Here is a 23,674-nt window from a genome sequence, read left to right on the forward strand (position 1 = left end):
TTATACCCTTAGTCTTCTAATTAAATTAACTTATAGCTTTATGCACAACACCTATAAAATTAAAATTACAATAACTTTTTTGATGACGATAATATCGCTATCAGCCTTTTGTCAATCTAATGTTTTTAAGGTAACACTTGATGCGGGGCATGGCGATCATGATTTTGGTGCTGTATATGAAGGACGAATAGAAAAAAACATAGCTTTGGCTGTCGTTCTAAAAGTTGGTAAGTTATTAGAAGCTACTCCACAAATTGATGTGAATTTTACACGAAAAACAGATGTTTTTATTGACTTAATTGAAAGAGCCAATATTGCTAACAGATTTAATGCTAATATTTTTGTGTCAATTCATTGTAATGCCAACAGAAATACCGCTGCCGATGGCACAGAAACCTACGTGATGGGTTTAAGTAAGATAGCCTCTAACCTAGAAGCGGCTAAAAAAGAGAATTCTGTAATCACTCTTGAAAAAGATTACAAACAAAAATATGAAGGATTTGATCCAAACTCTCCGGAAACTATGATTGGGATGACCTTGATGCAGGAAGAATATTTAGACAACAGTATTTCACTGGCCAGTAAGGTAGAAGATGCTTTTGCAGATTTAGGAAAAAAAATACGTGGAGGAGGAGTTAAACAAGCGCCATTTATGGTGCTTCATAAAGCCTACATGCCACGAGTATTGATAGAAATGGGGTTTATTTCTAATCCGACTGAAGGAAATAGATTAAATTCAGAAGAAGGCCAGAACGAAATTGCCAAAGCCATTGCAGGAGCTATAATCGATTATAAAAAAGAATATTTTGGAAGTGGAGAATCGGAAGCATTTGAAGTAAAGCCTTCGCAAAAAATTATTGAAAAACAAGTTAAGGATACTGCAACGCCTTTAAAATCAAAAACAAACCTTCAAGTTATTGAAACTAAAAAAGCAATCGATAATACTAAAATCTCATTCAAAGTGCAACTTTTGGCTAGTATCAAAAAAGTAGCGCTCCTGCCTAGAAATTTTAAAGGATTAAAAAATATCTCTGTTGCCTATGAAAATACAGTATACAAATATATGTATGGAGAAACAACGGATTACGATGAAGCAAGAAAGCAATTAACAGAGGCAAAAGAGAAAGGATATGATACTGCTTTTTTGATCGCTTTTAAAAATGGAGAAAAAATAAGCATTCAAGAAGCGATTAAATAACAAGTGCTACAGTAGTATTGATTAAAAAAATAAGTTTTATTTCGAAAATAATACGAGCGAATTCGCAATTCTAAAAGTATTTTTATTGGTCTTGTTGAACTTTTTTTCTCAGACCGATTTATTTTATTTTAATGCGGTCACGGCGGTAAAAACTCAGTAAATTTGCACAATAGTTTTGTTGAAAAGTAAATGCGCTTACGACAATATTAAAGTTAAAAAAACAGATCTAAAGATGCGTACGACGTTCAAGTAGTCTATCCCAAAACAACATATTTGTTAAACTATAACTGGTTTTATTAAATAAAAAGTTAAAAGCATCTAATTTCAAAGTGTCTGAAGAGCTTCTACTGATAGCGGATGACAGGATCATTAGTATTAGTTATAAATCTAAATATCAGATTATTATTTAGCAAAAAAAATCGATATGGTTAAACCTAAAAAGATACGTCCGGACACTTAATTGCATTTAATGTTGGAGAAAAAATAAGTGTAGAATAAGCTCTTAAATAATAACAACAACTTAAAATATTTTACATTAAATTTGTAAAAAATACTTGAATTTTGAAAATAACACGAGAAATTAAAACTGCTATCTTAGTAATTGCTTCTATTTTATTATTTATTTGGGGCTATAGTTTTTTGAAAGGAAGAGATCTTTTCACAAATTATAAAACATTTTATGTAGAATATAAAAGTGTTGAAGGTCTAGCCACATCCTCACCTGTTACCCTGAACGGTTTGGTGGTTGGTAAAGTAAATAGTATTACCATAAATGAAAACACAGGACTATTATTAGTTGAATTGCAATTGAAAACTGATTTTCCTATTTCTAAATCCAGTAGGGCTTCTATTTATGAGCCAGGATTTATCGGAGGAAAACAAATTGCAATTATCCCTAATTTTAAAGATAAAAGCTTGGCACTTGATGGTCAGAAATTGCAAGGCGGAGTGAAATTAGGACTTACTGATAAAGTAGGGGATCAATTAGCACCTCTTCAGGAAAAACTAGAAAAACTATTGTTAAGCACGGATAAATTAATTTCCGGTTTTAATAACGTTCTGGATCAAAAAGGGCAGCAGGATTTAAAACTCACTCTAGCTGAATTGAGCAAAACCATTGAACAATTTCATAAAGTGTCCTTAAATGTCAATACTTTATTAGAAACGAATAAAGCACAAATCAACGGAGTCGTTAGCAATTTTTCTAAAATATCGGGTAATTTTTCTAAAATATCAGATTCCTTGAATAAAGCCGACCTTGGAAAAACGGTAAAAAATCTCAATGCAACTCTAGGAAGAGTTGATGGTATTATGAGTGGTTTAGAATCTGGGAAAGGTTCTATGGGTAAATTGCTAAACGACGAGGCTTTCTACCAAAACATAAAAAACGCCACAAAAGAATTAGAATTATTATTACAAGATATTAGACTTTATCCCACTCGATATGTCAATATTTCTTTATTTGGAAAGAAAAATAAACCGTATGTAGGTCCTGTAAATGATTCTATATCTAATGCAATAAAATAGCAATTATGAGCTACTTAGACAACATTTTATTTGCCGTTATATTGGTAATTGGTTTTGGTTATTTTTTCAACAGTGTTAAAAAAATCAGACGAAATATCAATCTTGGAACGGATGTAAATCGCTTTGACAATCCAAAAGCGCGCTGGATTAATATGGCCATGATAGCTCTTGGTCAATCAAAAATGGTCAAAAAACCTATCGCTGGAGCATTGCATATTATTGTCTATGTGGGTTTTATTATTATAAATATTGAATTGTTAGAAATTATTATCGACGGACTTTTTGGGACACATCGTGTTTTTGCTTTTTTAGGAACTACGTATGATGTGCTGATTGCTTCTTTCGAAATTTTAGCTTTTTTAGTTTTAGTAGCAGTTTTTGCTTTTTGGAGCAGAAGAAATGCCATCAAATTGAAAAGATTTGTAAGCTCTGATTTAAAAGGCTGGCCAAAAAATGATGCAAACTATATCTTGTATTTTGAGGTGGTTCTTATGACATTATTTTTATTGATGAACGCTTCTGATTTGCATTTACAAAATGTCCCCGGAGGTTTTTCTCATTTTATAAAAGCCGGTTGGTTTCCTATCAGTCAATTTATTGAACCTATCTTTAACGGAATGTCAAATGAATTGGTAATGTTGCTTTCAGAGATATTCTGGTGGTTGCATATTGTGGGTATTTTAATTTTTATGAATTACTTGTATTTTTCAAAACATTTACATATTCTGTTAGCATTCCCAAATACGTATTTTGCAAATCTAAATCCGCAAGGACAATTTGATAATTTAGAATCCGTTACTAAAGAAGTGAAGTTAATGATGGATCCTAATGCTGATCCTTTTGCGGCAGCACCAGTGGATGAGAATGCGGTTCCAAGTAAATTTGGTGCCAGTGATATTCAGGACTTAAACTGGGTTCAATTATTGAATGCGTATACCTGTACAGAATGTGGTCGTTGTACGTCAGCTTGTCCAGCCAATATTACAGGAAAAAAATTGTCTCCACGTAAAATTATGATGGATACCAGAGATCGAATGGAAGAAGTAGGAAGAAATATTGATGCCAATAAAGGTGTTTTTATTCCGGACAACAAAACATTATTAAACGATTACATCACACCAGAAGAGCTTTGGGCATGCACTTCTTGTAATGCGTGCGTGGAAGAATGTCCTGTAAACATTAGCCCGCTTTCAATTATTATGGATATGCGTCGCTATTTAGTAATGGAACAAAGTGCGGCCCCACTGCCAATAAACGCCATGATGACTAATATAGAGAATAACGGTGCGCCATGGCAATACAATCAGCAAGACCGATTGAATTGGAAAAACGAATAGGCGTTAAATCGCGTCACTGTTTAATAGGCTATTTGTATTACGAATAACCGATTTACAAATGAAGATTTTGTCATTAACCAAATAAGCAAATAACCGAATCAACAAGATAGTATGTCAGAGAATTTAATAGTGCCTACCATGGCCGAAATGTTAGCTCAAGGGAAACAACCAGAAGTTTTATTTTGGGTGGGTTGTGCAGGAAGTTTTGACGATAGAGCGAAGAAAATAACGAAGGCTTTTGTTCGGATTTTAAATCGGGCTAATGTTCCTTTTGCCGTTTTAGGTACTGAAGAAAGCTGTACTGGTGATCCTGCCAAAAGAGCTGGTAATGAGTTTTTGTTTCAAATGCAGGCCATGATGAATATTGAGGTTTTGAATGCATACGAAGCTAAAAAAATTGTTACCGCCTGTCCACATTGTTTCAATACACTAAAAAATGAATATCCGGAATTAGGCGGAAAATACGAAGTGGTTCACCACACGGAGTTTTTGAAATCCTTGTTAGATGACGGAAGGCTGACCATTGAAGGTGGACAATTCAAGGGTAAACGAATTACTTTTCACGATCCTTGTTATTTAGGAAGAGCTAATAATGTGTATGAAGCACCAAGAGAATTGATTCTTAAATTGGATGCTGAATTAGTTGAAATGAAGCGTTCTAAAGCTAACGGTTTATGTTGCGGTGCAGGTGGAGCCCAAATGTTTAAAGATGCTGAACCTGGAAATAAGGAAGTCAATATAGAAAGAACCGAGGAGGCATTAGAAACAAAACCAGAAATTATTGCCGCAGGCTGTCCTTTTTGTAATACCATGATGACGGACGGTATTAAAAATAAAGAAAAAGAAGGCGAAGTAAAAGTGATGGATATTGCGGAACTAATTGCTAATGCGCAGGATCTTTAGTGTACAGTGTCTAAGTAATCAGCAATGCTCTATAATTTATTACACCTAACTTCATAAATCTACAATCTAAAATCACAAATCTAAAATCGTATGTACGTTCCATTTGAAAATTTACCCGAAGAATCTAAAATCTGGATTTATCAATCAAACAGAAAATTTTCGGATGCCGAATTTTCTGAAATAGAAAGCGCCTTGCAATCTTTTCTGGAAGGTTGGGCTGCGCATGGTACTAGTCTAGAATCCTCGTACCAATTAAAATACAACCGGTTTATCATTATTGCCGTAAATCAGGATGTACAAGCTGCAACAGGATGCTCTATAGATTCCTCTGTAGAATTTATTCAAAATTTAGAACAAAAATATACCGTAGATTTATTGGATAAAATGAACGTTACCTTCAAACTTGGAGAACATATAGCACACAAGCCGTTGATTGATTTCAAGAAAATGGTAAAAGATAAAGCGGTTACTGAAAATACCATCGTTTTCAATAATTTAGTTAATAATATAGAAGAATACAATGAATCCTGGGAAGTTCCTGCCATTGATAGCTGGCACAGTCGTTTTTTTTAAACAAAATAGTCAGATGAAAAAGATAAGCATCAGAAATAGTTTTTTTTATGTCTTATTTCTTTTTATTGCTGTTGGTTGTGTTGGTACAAAAACAAATAAGAATAAAGTAATTGTAACCAACATTCCGTCCAAAATTGAAAATTTAGACAGTATTGCTTTAAGTAATACGCCCACACTTTTTGAGTTGTCTCCTCAAGGCAACAAATGGGTTGATAGTGTTTACAGCGCAATGACTTTAGAGGAAAAATTTGGACAATTGTTTATGGTTGCCGCTTATTCCAATAAAGATTCGGCGCATATTAAAGCTATTGATACACTCATAACAGATCATAAAATTGGAGGATTAATTTTCTTTCAAGGTGGACCTGTTCGTCAGGCAAAATTAACCAACCGTTTTCAATCCAAGTCAAAAACTCCATTGTTTATTGGTAGTGATGCGGAATGGGGTTTGGGTATGCGATTGGACTCTACCTACAGTTATCCCTGGAATATGACTCTTGGAGCCATCCAAGACATGAAATTATTGGAGAAAGTAGGTATTCAAATAGGACAACAAAGCAAGCGATTGGGATTGCAATTTAACTTTGCTCCAATTCTTGACATCAACTCCAATCCTAAAAATCCTATCATAGGTTTTCGTTCTTTTGGTGAAGATAAATTCAAGGTTACAGCACATGCTATTGCTTTGATGAAAGGGGTGCAAAGTCAAGGCATATTTTCAACAGGAAAGCATTTTCCGGGACATGGCGATACGGATACGGATTCTCATAAAAAATTACCGACCATAAATTCCTCAAAAGAACAATTACAAAACCTAGCGTTTTATCCTTACAAAAAAATGTTTCATGAAGGACTTTCGTCCGTTATGGTAGCCCATTTAAACGTTCCCAGCATAGAACCAAGACCTAATTTTCCTTCCTCAATTTCCTACAATGTGGTTACTGATATTCTTCAGAAAGAATTGGGTTTCAAAGGACTTATTTTTACAGATGCTTTGAATATGAAAAGTGTAAGCGAATTTAAATTACCCAGTGAAATCAATTTTGAAGCTTTTATAGCCGGTAATGATGTGCTGCTGTTTCCTGAAAATGTTCCTGCTGCTATTGAGAAATTTAAATTTGCGTATTCTATAAATTTATTTACGGAGGAACGATTGGCTTTTTCCGTAAAAAAAATTCTGAAATTCAAGTACAAAGCGAATTTGAATAAATTTAAACCAATTGCCACTGAAAATTTATACACCGATTTGAATTCAGTTGAAAATGAAGCTTTACACTATGAGTTGTATGAAAATGCAATTACCGTTCTAAAAAACACGGCTGCTGTTTTGCCGATTAAAAATTTGGACAAACAAAAAATCGCTTATGTAAAAATGGGAGATGACAACAATGATGTTTTTGTTTCAACTTTAAAAAAATACACTGAAGTAACTGTGATTTCAGATGTGAATTTGGATAGTCTTCAGGTGAAATTACACCCTTTTACAACCGTAATCATTGGTTATCACAAATCAGATGTTGCTTTTAGTAATCATGATCTAAGATTGGATGAGTTGGCAAAAATTAAATTTCTAGCCCAAAATAATACTGTAATTCTGGATGTTTTTGCAAAACCATACGCTTTATTACCAATTATAAATTTTGAAGATATTGAAGGTTTAGTTGTTTCTTATCAAAATAGTGCAGTTGCACAGGTCGTTTCGGCAGAACTAATTTTTGGGGCTATTGAAGCCAAAGGGAAACTACCGGTTTCTATTAATACTAGTTTTAATGTAAATGATGGTTTGCCAACAGAAAAATTGAATCGGCTGGGATTCACAACTCCAGAAAATGTTGGGATGAATTCAACGATTTTATCAAAAATTGACAGTATTGCTACTAAGGCAATTGACGCTAAAATGACCCCTGGAATTCAGGTATTGGTAGCCAGAAAAGGAAAAGTTATTTATCAAAAATCATTCGGTTATCATACGTATGATAGAACGATTAAAGTGCAAGACTCCGATATTTATGATGTTGCTTCATTAACGAAAATTATAGCTACATTGCCTAATGTGATGCAGCAATACGATCAGCAAAAAATAAATTTGGAAACAACATTAGGATCAATGTCTCCTATTTTTAAAGATTCCAATAAGGCAAATATTAATTTCAAGGATTTATTGTCGCATTATGCAGGTTTAGTAGCAGGAATACCATTTTACAAGGCTACAATGAATAAATCGCAATCTCCTTCTGATGTTTATTTTAGAAAAATTGCTGAAGAGCAGTTTTCGAAAAAACTAGGAGACAGTCTTTTTATACGAAATGATTTTAGTGACACAATTATGAAAATGATTGTTGAGAGTAAACTGTCATTAAAAAAAGAATACAAATACAGTGATCTTACTTTTATGATTCTGAAGGATTATTTAGAAAAGACAACGGGTAAACCATTAGATGTTTTAATTCAAGAAAATTTCTATCGTTCACTCGGGATGAACAATTCAAGTTTCAATCCATTGACTAAATTTGATAAAAACAGAATTCCGCCAACGGAAACAGATACCTATTTCCGTCGTCAACTTTTACAAGGATATGTCAATGATTTGTCCGCTGCTTTAGAAGGTGGGGTTTCAGGTCACGCAGGTGTTTTTTCGAATGCTATGGATGTGGCTAAAATAATGGAACTTTATTTACAAAAAGGAAATTATGGAAACCGGCAATATTTTTCTGAAAAAACATTTGATGATTTCAATACGTGCTATTTTTGTGCCGCCGGAAATAGGAGAGGAGTGGGCTTTGATAAACCACAATTAGGTGCTGTAGGACCTACGTGCGGTTGTGCTTCAATGACGAGTTTTGGTCACACTGGTTATACAGGTACAATGGCTTGGGCTGATCCTGAAACGCAAATTGTTTATGTGTTTTTATCTAATAGAACTTTCCCAATTGCAAGTGAAAATAGATTATCGAAAGAAAATATTCGGGAAGATATCCAAAGGGTAATTTATGAAGCGATTATAAACTAAGCAAACGTTAACGTAATAATAAAATAGTTCAAATAAAATTATAGTCAATTTCATTTGAACTATTTTTTTTAAAATGATTTTGTTAGAAGTATTTCGTTACAAAGTTCACCTGTATTATAGTATATTTGAGATAAAAACAATAGGATGAAAAATAAGAATACTGTAATTGCAAAAATCAATTTAATTGTATGGCTTTTTTGCATGACTTTTGTAAATGCTCAAAATAATGATATAAATATTCTACGAGATATCAATGTTGATCGAAATAAGAATTTAGATCCTACTTTTAAATTAATAACGAATAGTGCGGTTCCCATCGGTCTTGTTACTCCTATTATTATATATTCGGTTGGTTTATTAAAGAAAGATAATGCCGCCAAGAAACAGGCAATTTTTGTTGGAGAAGCATTCTTAGTAAATGCATTTATTACTACCGCTTTGAAACATACTATAAAAAGACAGCGACCATTTAAAACCTATCCTGATATTGATCAAGCAGCGTCGACCGTGGGTTATTCATTTCCTTCGGGACATACTTCGTCAGCTTTCGCAACGGCAACGTCACTTAGTTTAGCGTATCATAAATGGTATGTTATTGCACCGTCTTTTGTATGGGCAAGTGCCGTGGGATATTCTCGAATGCACTTAGGCGTTCATTATCCAAGCGATGTAGTGGCAGGAGCCGTTTTAGGAAGTGGGTCGGCCTACCTAACCTATAAGGCTAATAAATGGCTTAACAAGAAAAGATCAAGAATGGAAAAATAACGGTTTATACTGTTTACTGTTCTATGAAAACGTAAAATAATTCAAAATGAAAAGATTAAATTATATTTCAAAAACAGTCTGGATAGTATCACTGGTTAGTCTATTTACGGATACAGCGAGCGAAATGCTTTACCCAATAATGCCTATATACCTTAAATCGATTGGGTTCTCGATTGTATTAATTGGTGTTTTAGAAGGCTTTGCCGAGGCTTTAGCTGGATTAAGTAAAGGATATTTTGGTAAGTTATCTGATAGTTCAGGTAAACGTGTTCCATTTGTGCGTCTGGGCTACGGTTTAAGTGCTATTTCAAAACCCATGATGGCGGTATTCGTCTTCCCTCTTTGGATATTTTTTGCCAGAGCAATTGATCGTTTCGGAAAAGGAATTCGTACTGGTGCAAGAGATGCGATTTTATCTGATGAAGCAACTGCTGAAACGAAAGGAAAGATATTTGGATTTCATAGATCAATGGATACGTTTGGTGCCGTTCTAGGACCTGTTATGGCTTTGATTTATCTGCATTTTTATCCACAACAGTATAAAATGCTTTTTTATGTTGCTTTTATTCCAGGTTTACTAGCGGTATTTGCTTCTTTTTTGCTTAACGATAAACTTAAGGTACAGGCAAAGGAGGTAAAACAGATTTCGTTTTTCTCGTTTCTTAGCTATTGGAAAACAAGTCCTGCACAATATCGAAGAGTAGTAACAGGACTATTAGCTTTTGCCTTATTCAATAGTTCCGATGTTTTTTTACTTTTAAAAGCGAAGCAAGCAGGTTTAAATGATACTGTGGTAATAGAGATTTATATTTTTTACAATTTGGTTTATGCTCTTTGTGCATTTCCATTAGGAATTTTTGCTGATAAAATTGGATTGAAGAAAATGTTTACTTTTGGACTTTTTCTATTTGCAATTGTCTATTTTGGAATGGCATTTACTAAAAACAGTTATATTATTGGTGGATTATTTTTAATTTACGGTGTGTATGCTGCTGCAACCGAAGGGATTTCGAAAGCATGGATCAGTAATATTTCTGATAAAAAAGATACTGCGACTGCTATTGGAACTTATTCTGGATTTCAAAGTATTTGCGCCTTATTGGCCAGTTCTTTTGCCGGGGTCCTTTGGTATCAATTTGGTGCGAATACTACATTTTTTATTACTGGGATAACCACATTACTTATTATTATTTATTTTTCGTTTTTCATTAAATATAAAACAATTTAAAATGGCTTCCCAACACAAAACTTTACCTGACAACAAATGTTGCGCAGTAGAAGAAAAAAAAGTAAATAAAGCAGAGCAAGATGCAGGATGTTGTTCCTCTCACAGTGAGTCAGAAAATCACGATGAGGAAGATCACGATCATTCTAACGGAAATGAAAGCACCCTCAGAATGTTTTTACCATCTATAATTAGTTTTATAGGATTGCTGATTGCTTTATTGTTTGATAATTACTTTCCTCAATCTTGGTTTAATGGTTGGTTTCGAATCGTTTGGTATGTTGCAGCTTACATTCCGGTAGGGCTTCCAGTTTTGAAAGAAGCTTACGCTAGTATTGGTAAAGGAGCTATTTTTTCTGAATTTTTTCTAATGGGAATAGCTACATTAGGTGCGTTTGGAATTGGTCAATATGCCGAAGGAGTGGCTGTCATGTTATTTTACTCCATTGGTGAATTATTCCAAATGCTCGCCGTTAAAAGAGCAAAATTAAATATAAAATTATTACTGGATCAAAGACCTGATGTTGCAAACGTTGTAATGGGACAAAATGTGATTGCAATTAAAGCTTCGGAAGTGGCTATTGGAGCTGTCATAGAATTAAAACCCGGAGAAAAATTAGCATTAGATGGAATGTTGCTTTCGGATTATGCCACTTTCAATACTGCTGCATTAACAGGCGAAAGCAAACCGGATTCTAAGTCAAAAGGAGATACAATTCTTGCCGGAATGATCAATGGCACTTCTATTGCTCAAGTAGAAGTGACTACTGCATTTACAGACAGCAAATTATCTAAAATCCTCCAGATGGTGCAGGATGCCACTGCTAAAAAAGCACCAACAGAATTATTTATTAGGAAGTTTGCTAAAATATACACGCCAATAATAGTGTATCTCGCTATTGCTATATGTGTAGTGCCAATCTTATTTGCAGAAACGTATATATTTAAGGAATGGCTGTACAGAGCCTTACTGTTCTTGGTGGTTTCCTGTCCGTGTGCCTTGGTGATTTCCATTCCGTTAGGGTATTTTGGCGGAATTGGCGCCGCAAGTAAAAACGGAATATTGTTTAAAGGATCTACATTTCTGGATACTATGGCAGCTATTCAGGTAGTGGTGATGGATAAAACAGGGACTTTAACCAAAGGCGTTTTTAAAGTTCAGAAAGTAGTGTCGATAGGAATTCTGGAGTCTGATTTAGTTAACTATACTGCAGTAATTGAAGCTAAATCGACGCATCCGGTTGGTTCCGCAATAGTAGAATTTGCCAAAAATCCTAAAAATGAAATTGTTGTTTCTAATTTCACTGAGATTCCAGGCCTTGGCTTGCAAGGTGTTGTAGATGGAAATGAAATCTTGGTGGGAAGTCCTAAACTGATGAAAAAATTCCATATTGATTATGACACGGATCTTGATGCTATTCCGTACACTATTGTTGTAGTTGCCATCAATCAAAAATATACAGGTTATTTTCTTGTTGCCGATGAAATAAAAGAAGATGCAAAAGTGGCTATTGAAAGTTTACATAAAATAAATATCAAAACAATATTACTTTCTGGGGACAATCAAGCGGTAGTTTTGGCTGTAGCCAAAGAATTAAATATTGATGAAGCTTACGGAAATTTGTTGCCAGAAGATAAAGTCAATAAAGTAACCGCACTTTTAAACCAAAAATTAAAAGTTGCATTTGTTGGAGACGGAGTAAATGATGCTCCAGTCATTGCTCTGGCAGATGCGGGAATTGCTATGGGTGGTTTAGGAAGCGATGCTACTATTGAAACGGCTGATATTGTCATTCAAAATGACCAGCCCACTAAGATTTTTACCGCTATCACCATTGGAAAAAAAACAAAACAAATCGTTTGGCAAAATATTGGATTGGCTTTTTCCGTAAAACTAATAGTTCTCATTCTGGGAGCTGCTGGACTTGCCTCTATGTGGGAGGCGGTTTTTGCAGATGTGGGGGTGGCCTTATTGGCGATTTTAAATGCCGTTCGAATTCAGCGAATGAAATTTTAAATTTGTATTGCATTTAACTTAAAATTCCATAAAACACATTCCTATTTTTCTTAATTTCGTTTCATTAAATTACATACATGAAAATTGCAATAGTTTGTTATCCTACCTTTGGAGGTAGTGGTGTTGTCGCTACAGAATTAGGACTGGAATTGGCTCGTCGCGGGCATGAAATACATTTCATAACTTACAGTCAGCCCGTACGTTTGGCACTTTTAAGTCCAAATGTGCATTACCACGAAGTAAATGTGCCTGAATATCCATTGTTTCATTACCAACCGTATGAACTGGCCTTATCGAGCAAATTAGTCGATATGGTAAAATTATATAAAATAGAATTGCTTCATGTACATTATGCTATTCCTCATGCCTATGCGGGCTATATGGCAAAACAAATGCTGAAAGACGAAGGCATTGATATTCCAATGGTGACAACATTACACGGAACAGACATCACCTTGGTAGGGAATCACCCGTTTTATAAGCCAGCAGTCACTTTTAGTATCAATAAATCAGATTTTGTGACCTCAGTATCCCAAAGTTTAAAAGACGATACGCTTAAATTATTCAATATAAAAAATGAAATTGAGGTTATTCCTAATTTTATTGAATTGAATAAAAATACAAATAACCTGAACATTCCTTGTCAACGTTCAGTCATGGCCAAGGAAAATGAACGAATTATAACGCACATCAGTAATTTTAGAAAAGTAAAACGAATTCCGGATGTCATTAAAATTTTCTATAATATTCAAAAAGAGATTCCGGCTAAATTGATGATGGTTGGTGATGGCCCTGAAAAAGAAAAAGCAGAATATTTATGTCAGGAATTGGGTATACTAGACAAGGTAATCTTTTTTGGTAACAGCAACGAAATTGATAAGATTTTGTGCTTAACTGACTTGTTTTTACTCCCATCTGAAACAGAAAGTTTTGGTTTGGCAGCCCTTGAAGCTATGGCGTGTAAAGTTCCTGTTATCTCTAGTAATTCAGGCGGTTTACCCGAAGTTAATTTTGAAGGCATTTCCGGCTATTTAAGTGATGTAGGAAATACAGAGGAAATGGCTCAAAACGCATTGAAAATTCTAAAAGATGATTTGACGCTTGCTAAATTTAAAGAAAACGCATTAGCTGTTGCCAAACAATTTGACATAAAAAATATTTTGCCCCTTTACGAAGAGTTATATCAAAAAGCCATTAATAAATACTTATAGACACACAGGAATTATTTTTGAAATTATTAAATGTAAAAACATAAAAATGAAAAAAGTAATGCTGTCGTTCCTTGCTATAACTGTCGTTTCCTGCGGTAGCGTTTCTTTAAAAAGTACAGATGCCACTACAGCGCTATTTGAAGTTTTGACTCAGCAAACTAATGGTGGAGCTAGTATCCGTTTTTTTGAGATTCTTTCTGAACCAAGCGAAATTAAAATGCTGCAGAATGATGAAAACTTAAAAAATAAGATTAATGCTAATGATATTCTGAATGCTAATTTTGTTGTTTTGAATATGGGAGAGAAAACCACTGGCGGATATGCCATAGGAATTGATAAGGTAATTGAAACGGATAAAAATATAATTATAACAGTTCAAGAAACAAATCCTGAGCCGGGTAGTATGGTGACACAAGCTTTTACGACTCCTTTTTGTATTGTGAAAATTAATTCCAAGAAAGAGATTCTTATAAAATAAAAAATGCCACTATTTCTAGTGGCATTTTTTTTATTCTTTTTGAAATATTAGAATTGGTATTTAAGAGCTAAAGCTACATCAGAACCGTAATTGTTTCTGTAATAGTCGCTACCACCAAACTCTGGTCTGAAATCTAAAGAGATTAACAATGGAATATCAAAATTATATTCGATACCTATATCTCCGGCAACAAATGCGAAAGTTCCATTATTATAATTTCTATTATCATAATAATCTCTATTGTAGTTTCCTACACCACCACCAATACCTGCATACCAGTTGAATCCACCATCAATGTTCCATACCCACTGATACAAACCAGTTAATTTGATGGCATTGTCATCATAATTATCATTGTTATAATTATTTCTGTTTCTCCAACCTAAGTCTAATTCTAAACGATTGTTATCGCCTAAACCTCTTTGATAGGTGATCTCAGTACCAAAACCACCACTGTCACCAAAACGAAGGCCTAGTGCATTTTTTGAAATCTCTTGTGCTTGTGAGGTGAATGCTAATCCAATTAGCATTATAACCGATAAAATAATTTTTTTCATAAGTAATTTTTTATAAATACAAAGATATTACTAACTTTGTGATTAAATTTACAAAATTAATTGTAAATGTTTCATAATTCACACTTTTGATATAAAACCACCATTAATCTAAAATAGTTTTTTTAAAGAAAATAGCAGGTGTAACATACTGAGTACTGATTAAATCCTCCATCTCAAAAAGATTTTCATCTTCAGCATAATTAGTTTCTGAGTAGTGAAATAATTTCCAACGTTTTTTATTGTATTCCAATGCGGTTAAATTCTCCACCCAATCCCCGGAATTCAAATACAAAGTAGCCCCGTTTTTATTCTCTTTTTTGATTATTTTTGGCTCGTGAATATGACCGCAAATTACATAATCGTAGTTGTTTTCGATGGCGAGTTCCGTGGCTGTTTTTTCAAAATCCGAAATGTGCTTTACTGCCTTTTTTACACCAGCCTTTATTTGTTTAGAAAAAGAGTAGGGCTCTTTCCCTATTTTTGATAAGCACCAATTTACAAATCGGTTCAAAAGTATCAGATAATCATATCCTAAACCGCCTAATTTTGCAATCCATTTTGAGTGTTGTACGGAAGCATCAAAGACATCACCGTGAAATATCCAGGCTTTTTTGTCATCAAGATCCAAGACTAACTTGTCCACCAATGCAAAATTACCCATACTCATATCGCTAAACTTTCGGAGCATTTCATCATGATTTCCAGTAATATAATAGACTTTTGTTCCCTTTGAAGCAAAACTGATGATTTTTTGGATAACCTTTAAATGCGCTTTGGGAAAATAGGATTTTCTAAATTGCCATACATCAATAATATCTCCATTTAAGACTAAAATTTTAGGTTTAATTGCAGATAAATAATTATAAAGTTCTTTAGCATGACTTCCATAAGTCCCCAGATGTACATCAGAAATCACCACTAACTCGACTTTTCTTTTTTTCAAGGTGTTTGAATTTGAATTTTATCAAATTAATGGAATTCTACTGAATTGAAATGCGATTAAAGGTTAATAAATAGTTTTCAATATTAATTTAAAGTCAATAAATAGATATTGCTATTCAAAAGTTTAGTGGTTAAAATTTTGAACTTTAAACTAAAATACTACTTTTGTTCAAAACTAATCAGTATGGCAGGAAATAGCTACGGAACACTATTTAGAATAACAACTTTTGGAGAATCTCACGGTGACGCTTTAGGAGGGATAATAGACGGTTGTCCTCCCGGAATAACAATAGATTTAGAAGCAATTCAATTTGAAATGTCCCGCAGAAAGCCAGGCCAATCAGCAATAGTTACTCAACGCAAAGAACCGGATGACGTTCAATTTCTTTCCGGAATCTTTGAAGGTAAAACCACCGGTACACCCATAGGTTTTATTATTCCTAATACCAATCAAAAATCAGATGATTATTCTCATATAAAAGACAATTACAGACCCAGTCATGCGGATTATGTGTATGAAAAAAAATATGGGGTTAGGGATTATCGTGGCGGTGGACGCAGTTCTGCGCGGGAAACTGCCAGTAGAGTTGTGGCGGGAGCTGTAGCAAAACAAATGTTGCCAGACATAAAAATTAATGCATACGTTTCTTCTGTAGGACCTATTTTTTTAGACAAACCCTACCAAGATTTAGATTTTTCGAAAACCGAAAATAATCCGGTTCGTTGCCCAGATGAACAGGCAGCGGTAATCATGGAAGAATATATTCGTGATATCCGAAAACAAGGGGATACTGTGGGCGGAACCGTAACCTGTGTGATTCAAAATGTACCTATTGGTTTAGGAGAGCCCGTTTTTGATAAGCTTCACGCAGAACTTGGCAAAGCAATGCTTTCTATTAATGCCGTAAAAGGATTTGAATTTGGAAGTGGTTTTGAAGGCGCTAAGATGAAAGGAAGTGCGCATAATGATTTATACAATGCTGACGGAACGACAAAAACCAATCTTTCAGGTGGAATTCAAGGAGGAATCAGTAACGGAATGGATATTTATTTTCGCGTGGCTTTCAAACCTGTGGCCACCATTATGCAAAAACAAGAATCACTGGACAATAAAGGCAATATTACAGAAATGACTGGAAAAGGGCGTCATGATCCTTGTGTAGTACCGCGTGCTGTGCCTATTGTTGAGGCAATGGCAGCCATTGTATTAGCTGATTTTTATTTGATAAATAAAACATATCAGTAGTAATTGTTGATACTTTTTATGTTTTTTACAATACCATTTTTTACCTGACTGCGAGTAAAATTTTTTTTATAATCAAGGTTGATCCTACAATCTTATAACCAATTTAATGAATATGAATACAACTAAAAAGCCGTCCTTTTTTTCAGGATTAACAGGGCAAATATTAATAGCTATGGTTTTGGGTGCTATTTTAGGCATTATCATTCATAATTCTATTTCACCGGAAGCAGCTCAAAATTTTAGTAACAAAATCAAAATTCTGGCTACTATTTTTATTCGACTGGTTCAAATGATTATTTCGCCATTGGTATTTACGACGTTGGTGGTAGGAATTGCGAAACTTGGGGATATCAAAGCGGTGGGGAGAATTGGAGGAAAAGCGATGGGATGGTTTTTTACAGCTTCATTTATCTCTTTGTTATTGGGGATGTTTTTTGTAAACATACTAGAACCGGGAGTTGGCCTTAATTTATCAAATGTTGATATGGGATCAGTTTCAGAAGTCACAGCGAAAACACAAAACATATCTTTTGAAAACTTTATTGAGCATATAGTACCTAAAAGTATTTTTGAAGCAATGGCTACTAATGAAATTTTACAAATTGTAATATTTTCGATTTTCTTTGGTCTGGCAGCGGCTGCATTAGGTGATTATGTGAAGCCAGTGACAAATGCTTTGGATAAAATATCTCATATTGTTCTGAAAATGGTAAACTACGTTATGAAGTTTGCCCCAATAGGAGTATTTGGTGCTATAGCAGGTGTATTTGCGGTTAGAGATTTTCAGGAATTGGCAATTACCTATTTCAAGTTCTTTGGTTCTTTCTTAATTGGAATTTCCTCACTTTGGGTCGTGTTGATTGTTGTGGGGTATGTATTTCTAAAAAGCAGAATGACCGTTTTGCTAAAAAGAATTGTAAGTCCATTGATTATTGCTTTTGGAACAACCAGCAGTGAAGCTGTTTTTCCAAAATTGACCGAAGAATTAGAACGTTTTGGAGTCAAGGACAGAATTGTTTCTTTCATGTTGCCGCTCGGGTATTCTTTTAACTTGGATGGAAGTATGATGTACATGACTTTTGCCAGTATTTTTATTGCGCAAGCCTACGGAATTGATTTGGATTTGGGTACGCAAATGACCATGCTTTTAGTTTTGATGCTTACCAGTAAAGGAATTGCAGGAGTACCAAGAGCGAGTTTAGTGGTTGTTGCTGCAACTTGTGGTATGTTTGACATTCCAATCGAAGGAATTGCTTTAATTTTACCTATTGACCATTTTTGTGATATGTTTCGTAGCGCAACCAATGTGTTAGGAAATGCTTTAGCAACATCGGTAGTTGGAAGCTGGGAAAAAGACGAGGATTCCGAACCGGTTTCATTAGACTAAATAATAAAAAACTCCTCAAATAATGAGGAGTTTTTTTTTGTAAAATATCAGTTTGTCTGATTCAAATGAATTTAAAATTATGAAAAAACTTGCTTTACATTGGAAAATTCTTTTAGGAATGATTCTAGGACTCCTTTTTGGATTAGTAATGAAAAACTTAGAACAAAAAGGAATCGTAATTGACTGGATAAAACCTTTTGGAACTATTTTTATAAACTTACTCAAAATGATTGCTGTTCCCTTAATTGTGGTTTCATTGATTGTTGGATTAGCAGATTTAAAAGATATTTCTAAACTTTCTAAATTAGGAGGAAGGACAGTCTTTTTTTACTTATGTTCCACAGTAATAGCAGTCATTATTGGTTTGTTGTTAGCCAATTTAATTAAGCCCGGAACTTACATTAACGAAGAATCCAGAATAAGCTTACTTGAAAATTTTTCGGTTGATGCTTCTCAAAAAATTGAATTGGCGGTAAAAGCTAAAAATAGTGGGCCACTGCAACCTTTGATAGATATTGTACCAGATAATTTTTTTAAAGCTTTAAGTGATAATGGAAGTATGTTGCAAGTCATTTTTTTTGTTATTTTAATTGGGATCGGTCTCATTTTAATTGAAGAAAAAAAATCAAAACCTGTCGTTGATTTCTTTAAGGGATTGAATGATGTAATTCTGAAAATTATTGACATTATCATGCTTTTTTCACCAGTTGGTGTTTTCGCACTGATGGCCGCACTGATGGTCGAAATTCCAGATTTTTCAACATTAGGAGCGCTGGGAATCTATGGATTAACGGTTTTGCTTGGCTTGTTTTTGATGATGTTTGTGTTTTATCCAAGCTTATTAATGATTTTTGCAAAAGTAAATCCAATACAGTTTTTTAACGCCATTGCGCCCGCCCAATTATTGGCTTTTTCAACAAGTTCAAGTGCAGCTGCACTGCCCGTTACCATGGAATGTGTTACCGAGCGTTTAGGAGTTGATGAAGAGGTTTCCAGTTTTGTTTTGCCTCTGGGAGCAACAGTAAACATGGATGGAACTAGCTTGTATCAAGCAGTAGCTGCGATATTTATAGCTCAAGCAATGCTTCCGGAAGCTTTAGACCTCAGTACACAATTGATGATAGTTGTTACTGCAACACTGGCTTCTATAGGATCAGCAGCGGTTCCTAGTGCCGGAATGGTGATGCTTGTTATTGTTCTTGGTCAAGCTGGAATTCCAGAAGCTGGGCTAGCGCTTATTTTTGCTATTGACAGACCTTTGGATATGTGCAGAACTGTAGTCAATGTAACAAGTGATGCAACTATTGCAACTATTGTCGCCAAATCTGTAGGGAAATTAAATAAACCAAAAGAAATTAATTTTTAACTAATAGTTCTTTGTACACCATGAAGTAGATTTAATATATTTGAAATTCATGAGACTTCAAAATAGTTCACTTTTGACACTTAATTGATTAAAATAAATTATTATTTATTGGCGCATAAATTTATATTTAATTAAACTTAATCACTTATGAATCAGGTGTATATTGTGTTATTAATAGTGTTTGTATTTAACTTTTTCAGTGATGACGTACTTGCACAAACGTAAACGGCATGAAACAATGAGATCGTAAAATTAACGGATCATGCGTCACAATACCTGAAGAATGCTGATTTCGAAAAATCCTTGAAAATTTCGAAAATTGCCTTGTACAAAGCCATTACTCAAAAGGATAAATTTTCTATAGTAATTTCTTTAGTACATGACAAAAATAGATAGTATTGAAATTCAAGAAGATTAAGGTCATTTAATTCAAATAATATTTTCATTAAAACGCTTAAAAATAACACGTTAACGATAAATCACTTTTTAACGACAGTTAAAAAGTGATTTATTACAGATGTAAGTCAGTATAACGAATTTAATACCAGCGTTTTTTATTTTGTTTGGAAACCTCTGATTTTCTTGATTTATGAGCTCCACCACTGCGGTTTGAGTTCTTTTGAGTTCCCGCGGGAGCGGTTTCAGGACTTCCTGAATGCCAACCGTATGGGTGATCACTTACGGTTTTTACATCTACTTTTATTAATTTCTGAATGTCTTTCCAATATTGGTGCTCATCTTTGCTACAAAAAGAAATTGCAACACCTTCATTTCCGGCACGACCGGTTCTGCCAATTCGGTGTACATACGTTTCGGGAATATTGGGTAAATCAAAATTAATGACAAATGGTAATTGATCAATATCAATTCCTCTGGCTGCAATATCAGTAGCCACTAAAACATTCACTTCTTTATTCTTGAATCCTTCTAAAACGCGTTGTCTGGCATTTTGAGACTTGTCACCATGAATCGCTTCGGCAGCAATATCGTGTTTGCGCAATGCTTTTACAACGTTGTCAGCTCCGTGTTTTGTTCTTGAAAAAACCAAAACATTAGACAGTTTTTCGTTCTTAATTAAATGATACAGCAAATTTCTTTTTTCTGCTTTTTCAACAAAATATACGCGTTGTTCTACGTTTTCAGCTGTAGAAGAAACAGGAGATACGGTAACTGTTGCAGGATCTTTCAGAAACATTTCGGCTAATTCTCTTATGGCCATTGGCATTGTAGCCGAGAAAAATAAGGTTTGTCTGTTATTAGGGGTCAGTTTTACAATTTTTTTGACATCATTTACAAATCCCATATCCAGCATCTGGTCCGCTTCGTCAAGGACTAAAGTATGCAAATGGTCTAAATCGATGAAACCTTGTTTGACTAAGTCTAGCAAACGTCCTGGAGTAGCAATCAGGATATCAATTCCTTTTTTTAGCATTTCTACCTGTGGCACTTGAGAAACGCCACCAAAAATAGTAAGTTGCACTAAGTTTGTGTATTTTCCATATTGGTCAAAATTTTGTCCAATTTGAACGGCCAATTCTCGGGTTGGGGTGATGACTAAAGCACGGATTGGACTTGCTTTTTTAGAGGACCCTACTATTCTATGCAATTGATGAATAATAGGAATGGCAAATGCGGCCGTTTTTCCGGTACCGGTTTGGGCACAACCAATCATATCTCTACCTGATAATACGATTGGAATGGCTTGTTCTTGTATTGGAGTTGCTTCTAAATAGCCTTGTTCAAATACGGCTTTTTGTATACTTTTTGAAAGTGATAAATCTTCGAATAACATATTTTAAATATTAAATATCATGTATTAAGTACATAGATAGTGCTGCAAAGGTAGTGTTATTTATCGATTAGGTTAATAGGTATTCGTTTAAGCAATTTATCATTTAACCAGTTAGACAATCTGCTGGTTCGATTTAATAAAATCAGTCACCAGATAGCCTATCAGTTTACCTATTAAATGATTGTTTTTTTCTTCGCCTAAATCCGGTGCGCCTTCACAAATGTGTAAATAGGCAGCATTTTTATTTTTGGCAAAATAGTATATAAATTGCCTAAGTTGCTCCACAGAGTATCCACTCATAGTCATGGCACTGCAGGCAATATTAGGAATCGCATCCAAGTCGATCTCTATTCCAAAAAAATCATCATTTATAAATTCCGAAGCGAGCGCCATTTCCTGATCAAAGTTTTTTTCTCTTCTAATACTTACACTATCATAGGTGTTAAAACGAACTCGATCCTCTATTTTCTTAATGATATCCAACACACTTTTTGAAGTGTAGTTTTCATGTAGTCCAAAAATAAAATATTTTTTCAAAAAACCTTCTTCATAAGCATACGAAAAACCATTGCCACTGTGACGTCCTTCTATAATCCTAAAATCAGAATGCGCATCAAAATTGATTGCATTAATAGGTTTGCCTTTGGCGAGTGCAGTTCCTTTTATATTTCCGTATGAATTATTGTGTCCGCCACCAATGATTATTGGAGTTTTACCTGATTTTATAATGTTAAAAATGATATGAGAGACATCTTTGTCTATTTTTTCAACTAATTGGCTTAACTTAAAACGATCATCAATATCATTAAAATCAAGGTGTTCTACTTCCTGCATTTTCTCACTTACGTCTAATTGCCCTAAAACAATTAACTGACTTCCTTTACAAAAACGATTGTGCTGAATATTAGCGATACTTTTTATGGCACTGTCCCAAGCTGAAGCCGCCCCGGGTCGGCCAAAATTAGCTCTTATTCCAATGTCTTCGGGAATACCAAATAATACATATTTAGCCTCACAGGTTGTTAGAAAATCAATTGAATCAACATCTTTTGGGATGGTTATCATTTTTTCTCCAAACTTTATCTCGCCACTTCTGTGGTTCGTAATTTTTGCAAGATCATGAATTGTAAAGCGTATAATTTTTTCCATTAAAAAAAATATTTTTTCCCAAAAATAATATAAATGTATCAACTTGCGTTATTCATTAGTTATATATTGTTAAATTTGTAGAAATTAAATTAATTAAAAGATGGAAAATCAAAAAAGCAGTTCAAGTCTTAAGGCGGTTATAGCAGTGTTGGCTATTTTATTAGTGGGGAGTTTGGTTTACATTTTTAAAATGACTTCCGACGCAGATACCGTTAAAACAGAATTGAAAACTACATTGACCGAAAAAGAATCGGTTATGAAAGATTTGCAGGAATTAAAATCAACGTATGATGCCGCAATTGCTGAAAACACATCCATGTCTGATGAGTTAATTCAAGAAAGAGATAAAGTAGTAAACTTGATGAATGATTTGAGTAAGTCCAAAGGGGATGTAGCTTCATTATCTAAATACAGAACTCAATTCAATGCCTTGCAGGGAAATATGAAAGTTTTAATGGCTGAAAATGAAGGGTTGAAAAAAGAAAACACAACCTTAACTACACAACGAGACAGTACTGTAGTGGTCTTGGGAGAATCTAAAAAATACAACGAAGTATTAGTTGGACAAAACGAAGAATTATCTAAAGCGGTTGAAAAAGGATCTAAATTAACGGTTTTAAATACTAGAGGAACAGCTTTTAAATTAAGAAGTTCTGGAAAACAAATTGAAACAGACAAAGCAAGTAGAGCCGATGTTTTAAGAGTTAATTTTACGATTGCTGAAAATCAAATTGCTATGTCCGGTGACAAAATGTATTACGTACAAGTAATTGACAGCAAAAACAATGTTTTAGGAGACAAGAAAACGGAAAATTTTGGTGAGAATACGTTAACATACAGTTTTGCAACTAATGTGAAATATGAAAACAAAACAATTCTAGTTTCTGAGGATTTAAAAGGGAAAGATTTTGCTAAAGGAACGTATTTTATCAATATTTTTAATAAAGATGTTTTAGTTTCAAAAACAAGTTTTGTGTTGAGATAATCAAAA

Annotated in this window: 19 protein-coding genes; 15 read left to right on the plus strand and 4 right to left on the minus strand. The window is 34.1% G+C overall.

The window, feature by feature from the left end; translation table 11 throughout:
• Nucleotides 1-40 precede the first annotated feature (40 nt).
• The 11 genes from EKM01_RS04530 (at nucleotide 41) to EKM01_RS04580 (ending at nucleotide 14,244) form a co-directional block, all read left to right on the plus strand.
• On the plus strand, nucleotides 41-1,198 hold the full coding sequence (locus EKM01_RS04530) for an N-acetylmuramoyl-L-alanine amidase (RefSeq protein ID WP_126576277.1): 1,158 nt from the start codon (nucleotides 41-43) through the stop codon (nucleotides 1,196-1,198).
• Nucleotides 1,199-1,759: 561 nt separating this feature from the next.
• Nucleotides 1,760-2,725: an MlaD family protein gene (locus EKM01_RS04535; RefSeq protein ID WP_126767111.1), complete on the plus strand. Its 966-nt coding sequence runs from the start codon at nucleotides 1,760-1,762 to the stop codon at nucleotides 2,723-2,725.
• Between the two features lie 5 nt (nucleotides 2,726-2,730).
• The gene (locus EKM01_RS04540; RefSeq protein ID WP_126568937.1) at nucleotides 2,731-4,062 is read left to right on the plus strand and encodes a (Fe-S)-binding protein; all 1,332 of its coding nucleotides are present in this window, start codon (nucleotides 2,731-2,733) and stop codon (nucleotides 4,060-4,062) included.
• A 111-nt stretch (nucleotides 4,063-4,173) separates the two neighbouring features.
• Nucleotides 4,174-4,965, plus strand: a complete 792-nt coding sequence (locus tag EKM01_RS04545; RefSeq protein WP_126453357.1) for a (Fe-S)-binding protein — start codon at nucleotides 4,174-4,176, stop codon at nucleotides 4,963-4,965.
• A gap of 90 nt (nucleotides 4,966-5,055) precedes the next feature.
• A complete protein-coding gene (locus EKM01_RS04550) occupies nucleotides 5,056-5,538 on the plus strand; it encodes an ABC transporter ATPase (protein WP_126459999.1) in 483 nt (160 codons plus the stop codon).
• 13 nt (nucleotides 5,539-5,551) lie between these two features.
• Nucleotides 5,552-8,548, plus strand: coding sequence for a glycoside hydrolase family 3 N-terminal domain-containing protein (locus EKM01_RS04555; protein WP_126767114.1), 2,997 nt, complete (start codon nucleotides 5,552-5,554; stop codon nucleotides 8,546-8,548).
• 144 nt (nucleotides 8,549-8,692) lie between these two features.
• Nucleotides 8,693-9,313 (plus strand): phosphatase PAP2 family protein, encoded by a 621-nt coding sequence (locus EKM01_RS04560; protein ID WP_126459993.1) that lies wholly within the window; start codon nucleotides 8,693-8,695, stop codon nucleotides 9,311-9,313.
• Nucleotides 9,314-9,359: 46 nt separating this feature from the next.
• Entirely contained in the window at nucleotides 9,360-10,541 is a 1,182-nt protein-coding gene (locus EKM01_RS04565) for an MFS transporter (RefSeq protein ID WP_126459990.1), read from the plus strand.
• Between the two features lies 1 nt (nucleotide 10,542).
• On the plus strand, nucleotides 10,543-12,555 hold the full coding sequence (locus EKM01_RS04570; protein ID WP_126767117.1) for a heavy metal translocating P-type ATPase: 2,013 nt from the start codon (nucleotides 10,543-10,545) through the stop codon (nucleotides 12,553-12,555).
• Nucleotides 12,556-12,632: 77 nt separating this feature from the next.
• Entirely contained in the window at nucleotides 12,633-13,766 is a 1,134-nt protein-coding gene (gene bshA / locus EKM01_RS04575; RefSeq protein ID WP_126459984.1) for an N-acetyl-alpha-D-glucosaminyl L-malate synthase BshA, read from the plus strand.
• A gap of 46 nt (nucleotides 13,767-13,812) precedes the next feature.
• Nucleotides 13,813-14,244, plus strand: a complete 432-nt coding sequence (locus tag EKM01_RS04580; protein ID WP_126562192.1) for a protease complex subunit PrcB family protein — start codon at nucleotides 13,813-13,815, stop codon at nucleotides 14,242-14,244.
• 47 nt (nucleotides 14,245-14,291) lie between these two features.
• Here EKM01_RS04580 and EKM01_RS04585 read toward each other — a convergent pair whose 3' ends face one another.
• Both EKM01_RS04585 and EKM01_RS04590 read right to left on the minus strand, forming a co-directional pair.
• Entirely contained in the window at nucleotides 14,292-14,801 is a 510-nt protein-coding gene (locus EKM01_RS04585) for a hypothetical protein (RefSeq protein ID WP_126459978.1), read from the minus strand.
• A 103-nt stretch (nucleotides 14,802-14,904) separates the two neighbouring features.
• The gene (locus EKM01_RS04590; RefSeq protein ID WP_126459977.1) at nucleotides 14,905-15,744 is read right to left on the minus strand and encodes a UDP-2,3-diacylglucosamine diphosphatase; all 840 of its coding nucleotides are present in this window, start codon (nucleotides 15,742-15,744) and stop codon (nucleotides 14,905-14,907) included.
• A 183-nt stretch (nucleotides 15,745-15,927) separates the two neighbouring features.
• Between EKM01_RS04590 and aroC the strand changes: the two genes are divergently transcribed.
• The 3 genes from aroC to EKM01_RS04605 all read left to right on the plus strand — a co-directional run bounded on the left by aroC (nucleotide 15,928) and on the right by EKM01_RS04605 (nucleotide 19,742).
• A complete protein-coding gene (aroC, locus tag EKM01_RS04595; RefSeq protein WP_126453382.1) occupies nucleotides 15,928-16,989 on the plus strand; it encodes a chorismate synthase in 1,062 nt (353 codons plus the stop codon).
• Nucleotides 16,990-17,095: 106 nt separating this feature from the next.
• On the plus strand, nucleotides 17,096-18,376 hold the full coding sequence (locus tag EKM01_RS04600) for a dicarboxylate/amino acid:cation symporter (protein ID WP_197037191.1): 1,281 nt from the start codon (nucleotides 17,096-17,098) through the stop codon (nucleotides 18,374-18,376).
• Between the two features lie 79 nt (nucleotides 18,377-18,455).
• Nucleotides 18,456-19,742, plus strand: a complete 1,287-nt coding sequence (locus tag EKM01_RS04605; RefSeq protein ID WP_126459974.1) for a dicarboxylate/amino acid:cation symporter — start codon at nucleotides 18,456-18,458, stop codon at nucleotides 19,740-19,742.
• A 538-nt stretch (nucleotides 19,743-20,280) separates the two neighbouring features.
• Here the strand turns inward: EKM01_RS04605 and EKM01_RS04610 are convergent.
• Nucleotides 20,281-21,534, minus strand: a complete 1,254-nt coding sequence (locus tag EKM01_RS04610; protein ID WP_126453388.1) for a DEAD/DEAH box helicase — start codon at nucleotides 21,532-21,534, stop codon at nucleotides 20,281-20,283.
• A gap of 111 nt (nucleotides 21,535-21,645) precedes the next feature.
• Entirely contained in the window at nucleotides 21,646-22,683 is a 1,038-nt protein-coding gene (locus EKM01_RS04615) for a formimidoylglutamase (RefSeq protein WP_126459968.1), read from the minus strand.
• Nucleotides 22,684-22,783: 100 nt separating this feature from the next.
• Here EKM01_RS04615 and EKM01_RS04620 point away from each other — a divergent pair, with 100 nt between their 5' ends.
• Entirely contained in the window at nucleotides 22,784-23,668 is an 885-nt protein-coding gene (locus tag EKM01_RS04620) for a hypothetical protein (RefSeq protein ID WP_126453393.1), read from the plus strand.
• Nucleotides 23,669-23,674: the final 6 nt, after the last annotated feature.

It is taken from the genome of Flavobacterium sp. RSP46 (genome assembly GCF_003984825.1).
Taxonomy (GTDB): Bacteria; Bacteroidota; Bacteroidia; order Flavobacteriales; family Flavobacteriaceae; genus Flavobacterium.

Excerpts from the sequence above, each read along its gene's own strand:
- EKM01_RS04530 (WP_126576277.1), top strand. The coding sequence starts at position 41 with ATGCACAACACCTATAAAATTAAAATTACAATAACTTTTTTGATGACG.
- EKM01_RS04540 (WP_126568937.1), top strand. The coding sequence starts at position 2,731 with ATGAGCTACTTAGACAACATTTTATTTGCCGTTATATTGGTAATTGGT.
- EKM01_RS04545 (WP_126453357.1), top strand. The coding sequence starts at position 4,174 with ATGTCAGAGAATTTAATAGTGCCTACCATGGCCGAAATGTTAGCTCAA.
- EKM01_RS04550 (WP_126459999.1), top strand. The coding sequence starts at position 5,056 with ATGTACGTTCCATTTGAAAATTTACCCGAAGAATCTAAAATCTGGATT.
- EKM01_RS04555 (WP_126767114.1), top strand. The coding sequence starts at position 5,552 with ATGAAAAAGATAAGCATCAGAAATAGTTTTTTTTATGTCTTATTTCTT.
- EKM01_RS04560 (WP_126459993.1), top strand. The coding sequence starts at position 8,693 with ATGAAAAATAAGAATACTGTAATTGCAAAAATCAATTTAATTGTATGG.
- EKM01_RS04565 (WP_126459990.1), top strand. The coding sequence starts at position 9,360 with ATGAAAAGATTAAATTATATTTCAAAAACAGTCTGGATAGTATCACTG.
- EKM01_RS04570 (WP_126767117.1), top strand. The coding sequence starts at position 10,543 with ATGGCTTCCCAACACAAAACTTTACCTGACAACAAATGTTGCGCAGTA.
- bshA (WP_126459984.1), top strand. The coding sequence starts at position 12,633 with ATGAAAATTGCAATAGTTTGTTATCCTACCTTTGGAGGTAGTGGTGTT.
- EKM01_RS04580 (WP_126562192.1), top strand. The coding sequence starts at position 13,813 with ATGAAAAAAGTAATGCTGTCGTTCCTTGCTATAACTGTCGTTTCCTGC.
- EKM01_RS04585 (WP_126459978.1), bottom strand. The coding sequence starts at position 14,801 with ATGAAAAAAATTATTTTATCGGTTATAATGCTAATTGGATTAGCATTC.
- aroC (WP_126453382.1), top strand. The coding sequence starts at position 15,928 with ATGGCAGGAAATAGCTACGGAACACTATTTAGAATAACAACTTTTGGA.
- EKM01_RS04600 (WP_197037191.1), top strand. The coding sequence starts at position 17,096 with ATGAATATGAATACAACTAAAAAGCCGTCCTTTTTTTCAGGATTAACA.
- EKM01_RS04605 (WP_126459974.1), top strand. The coding sequence starts at position 18,456 with ATGAAAAAACTTGCTTTACATTGGAAAATTCTTTTAGGAATGATTCTA.
- EKM01_RS04610 (WP_126453388.1), bottom strand. The coding sequence starts at position 21,534 with ATGTTATTCGAAGATTTATCACTTTCAAAAAGTATACAAAAAGCCGTA.
- EKM01_RS04615 (WP_126459968.1), bottom strand. The coding sequence starts at position 22,683 with ATGGAAAAAATTATACGCTTTACAATTCATGATCTTGCAAAAATTACG.
- EKM01_RS04620 (WP_126453393.1), top strand. The coding sequence starts at position 22,784 with ATGGAAAATCAAAAAAGCAGTTCAAGTCTTAAGGCGGTTATAGCAGTG.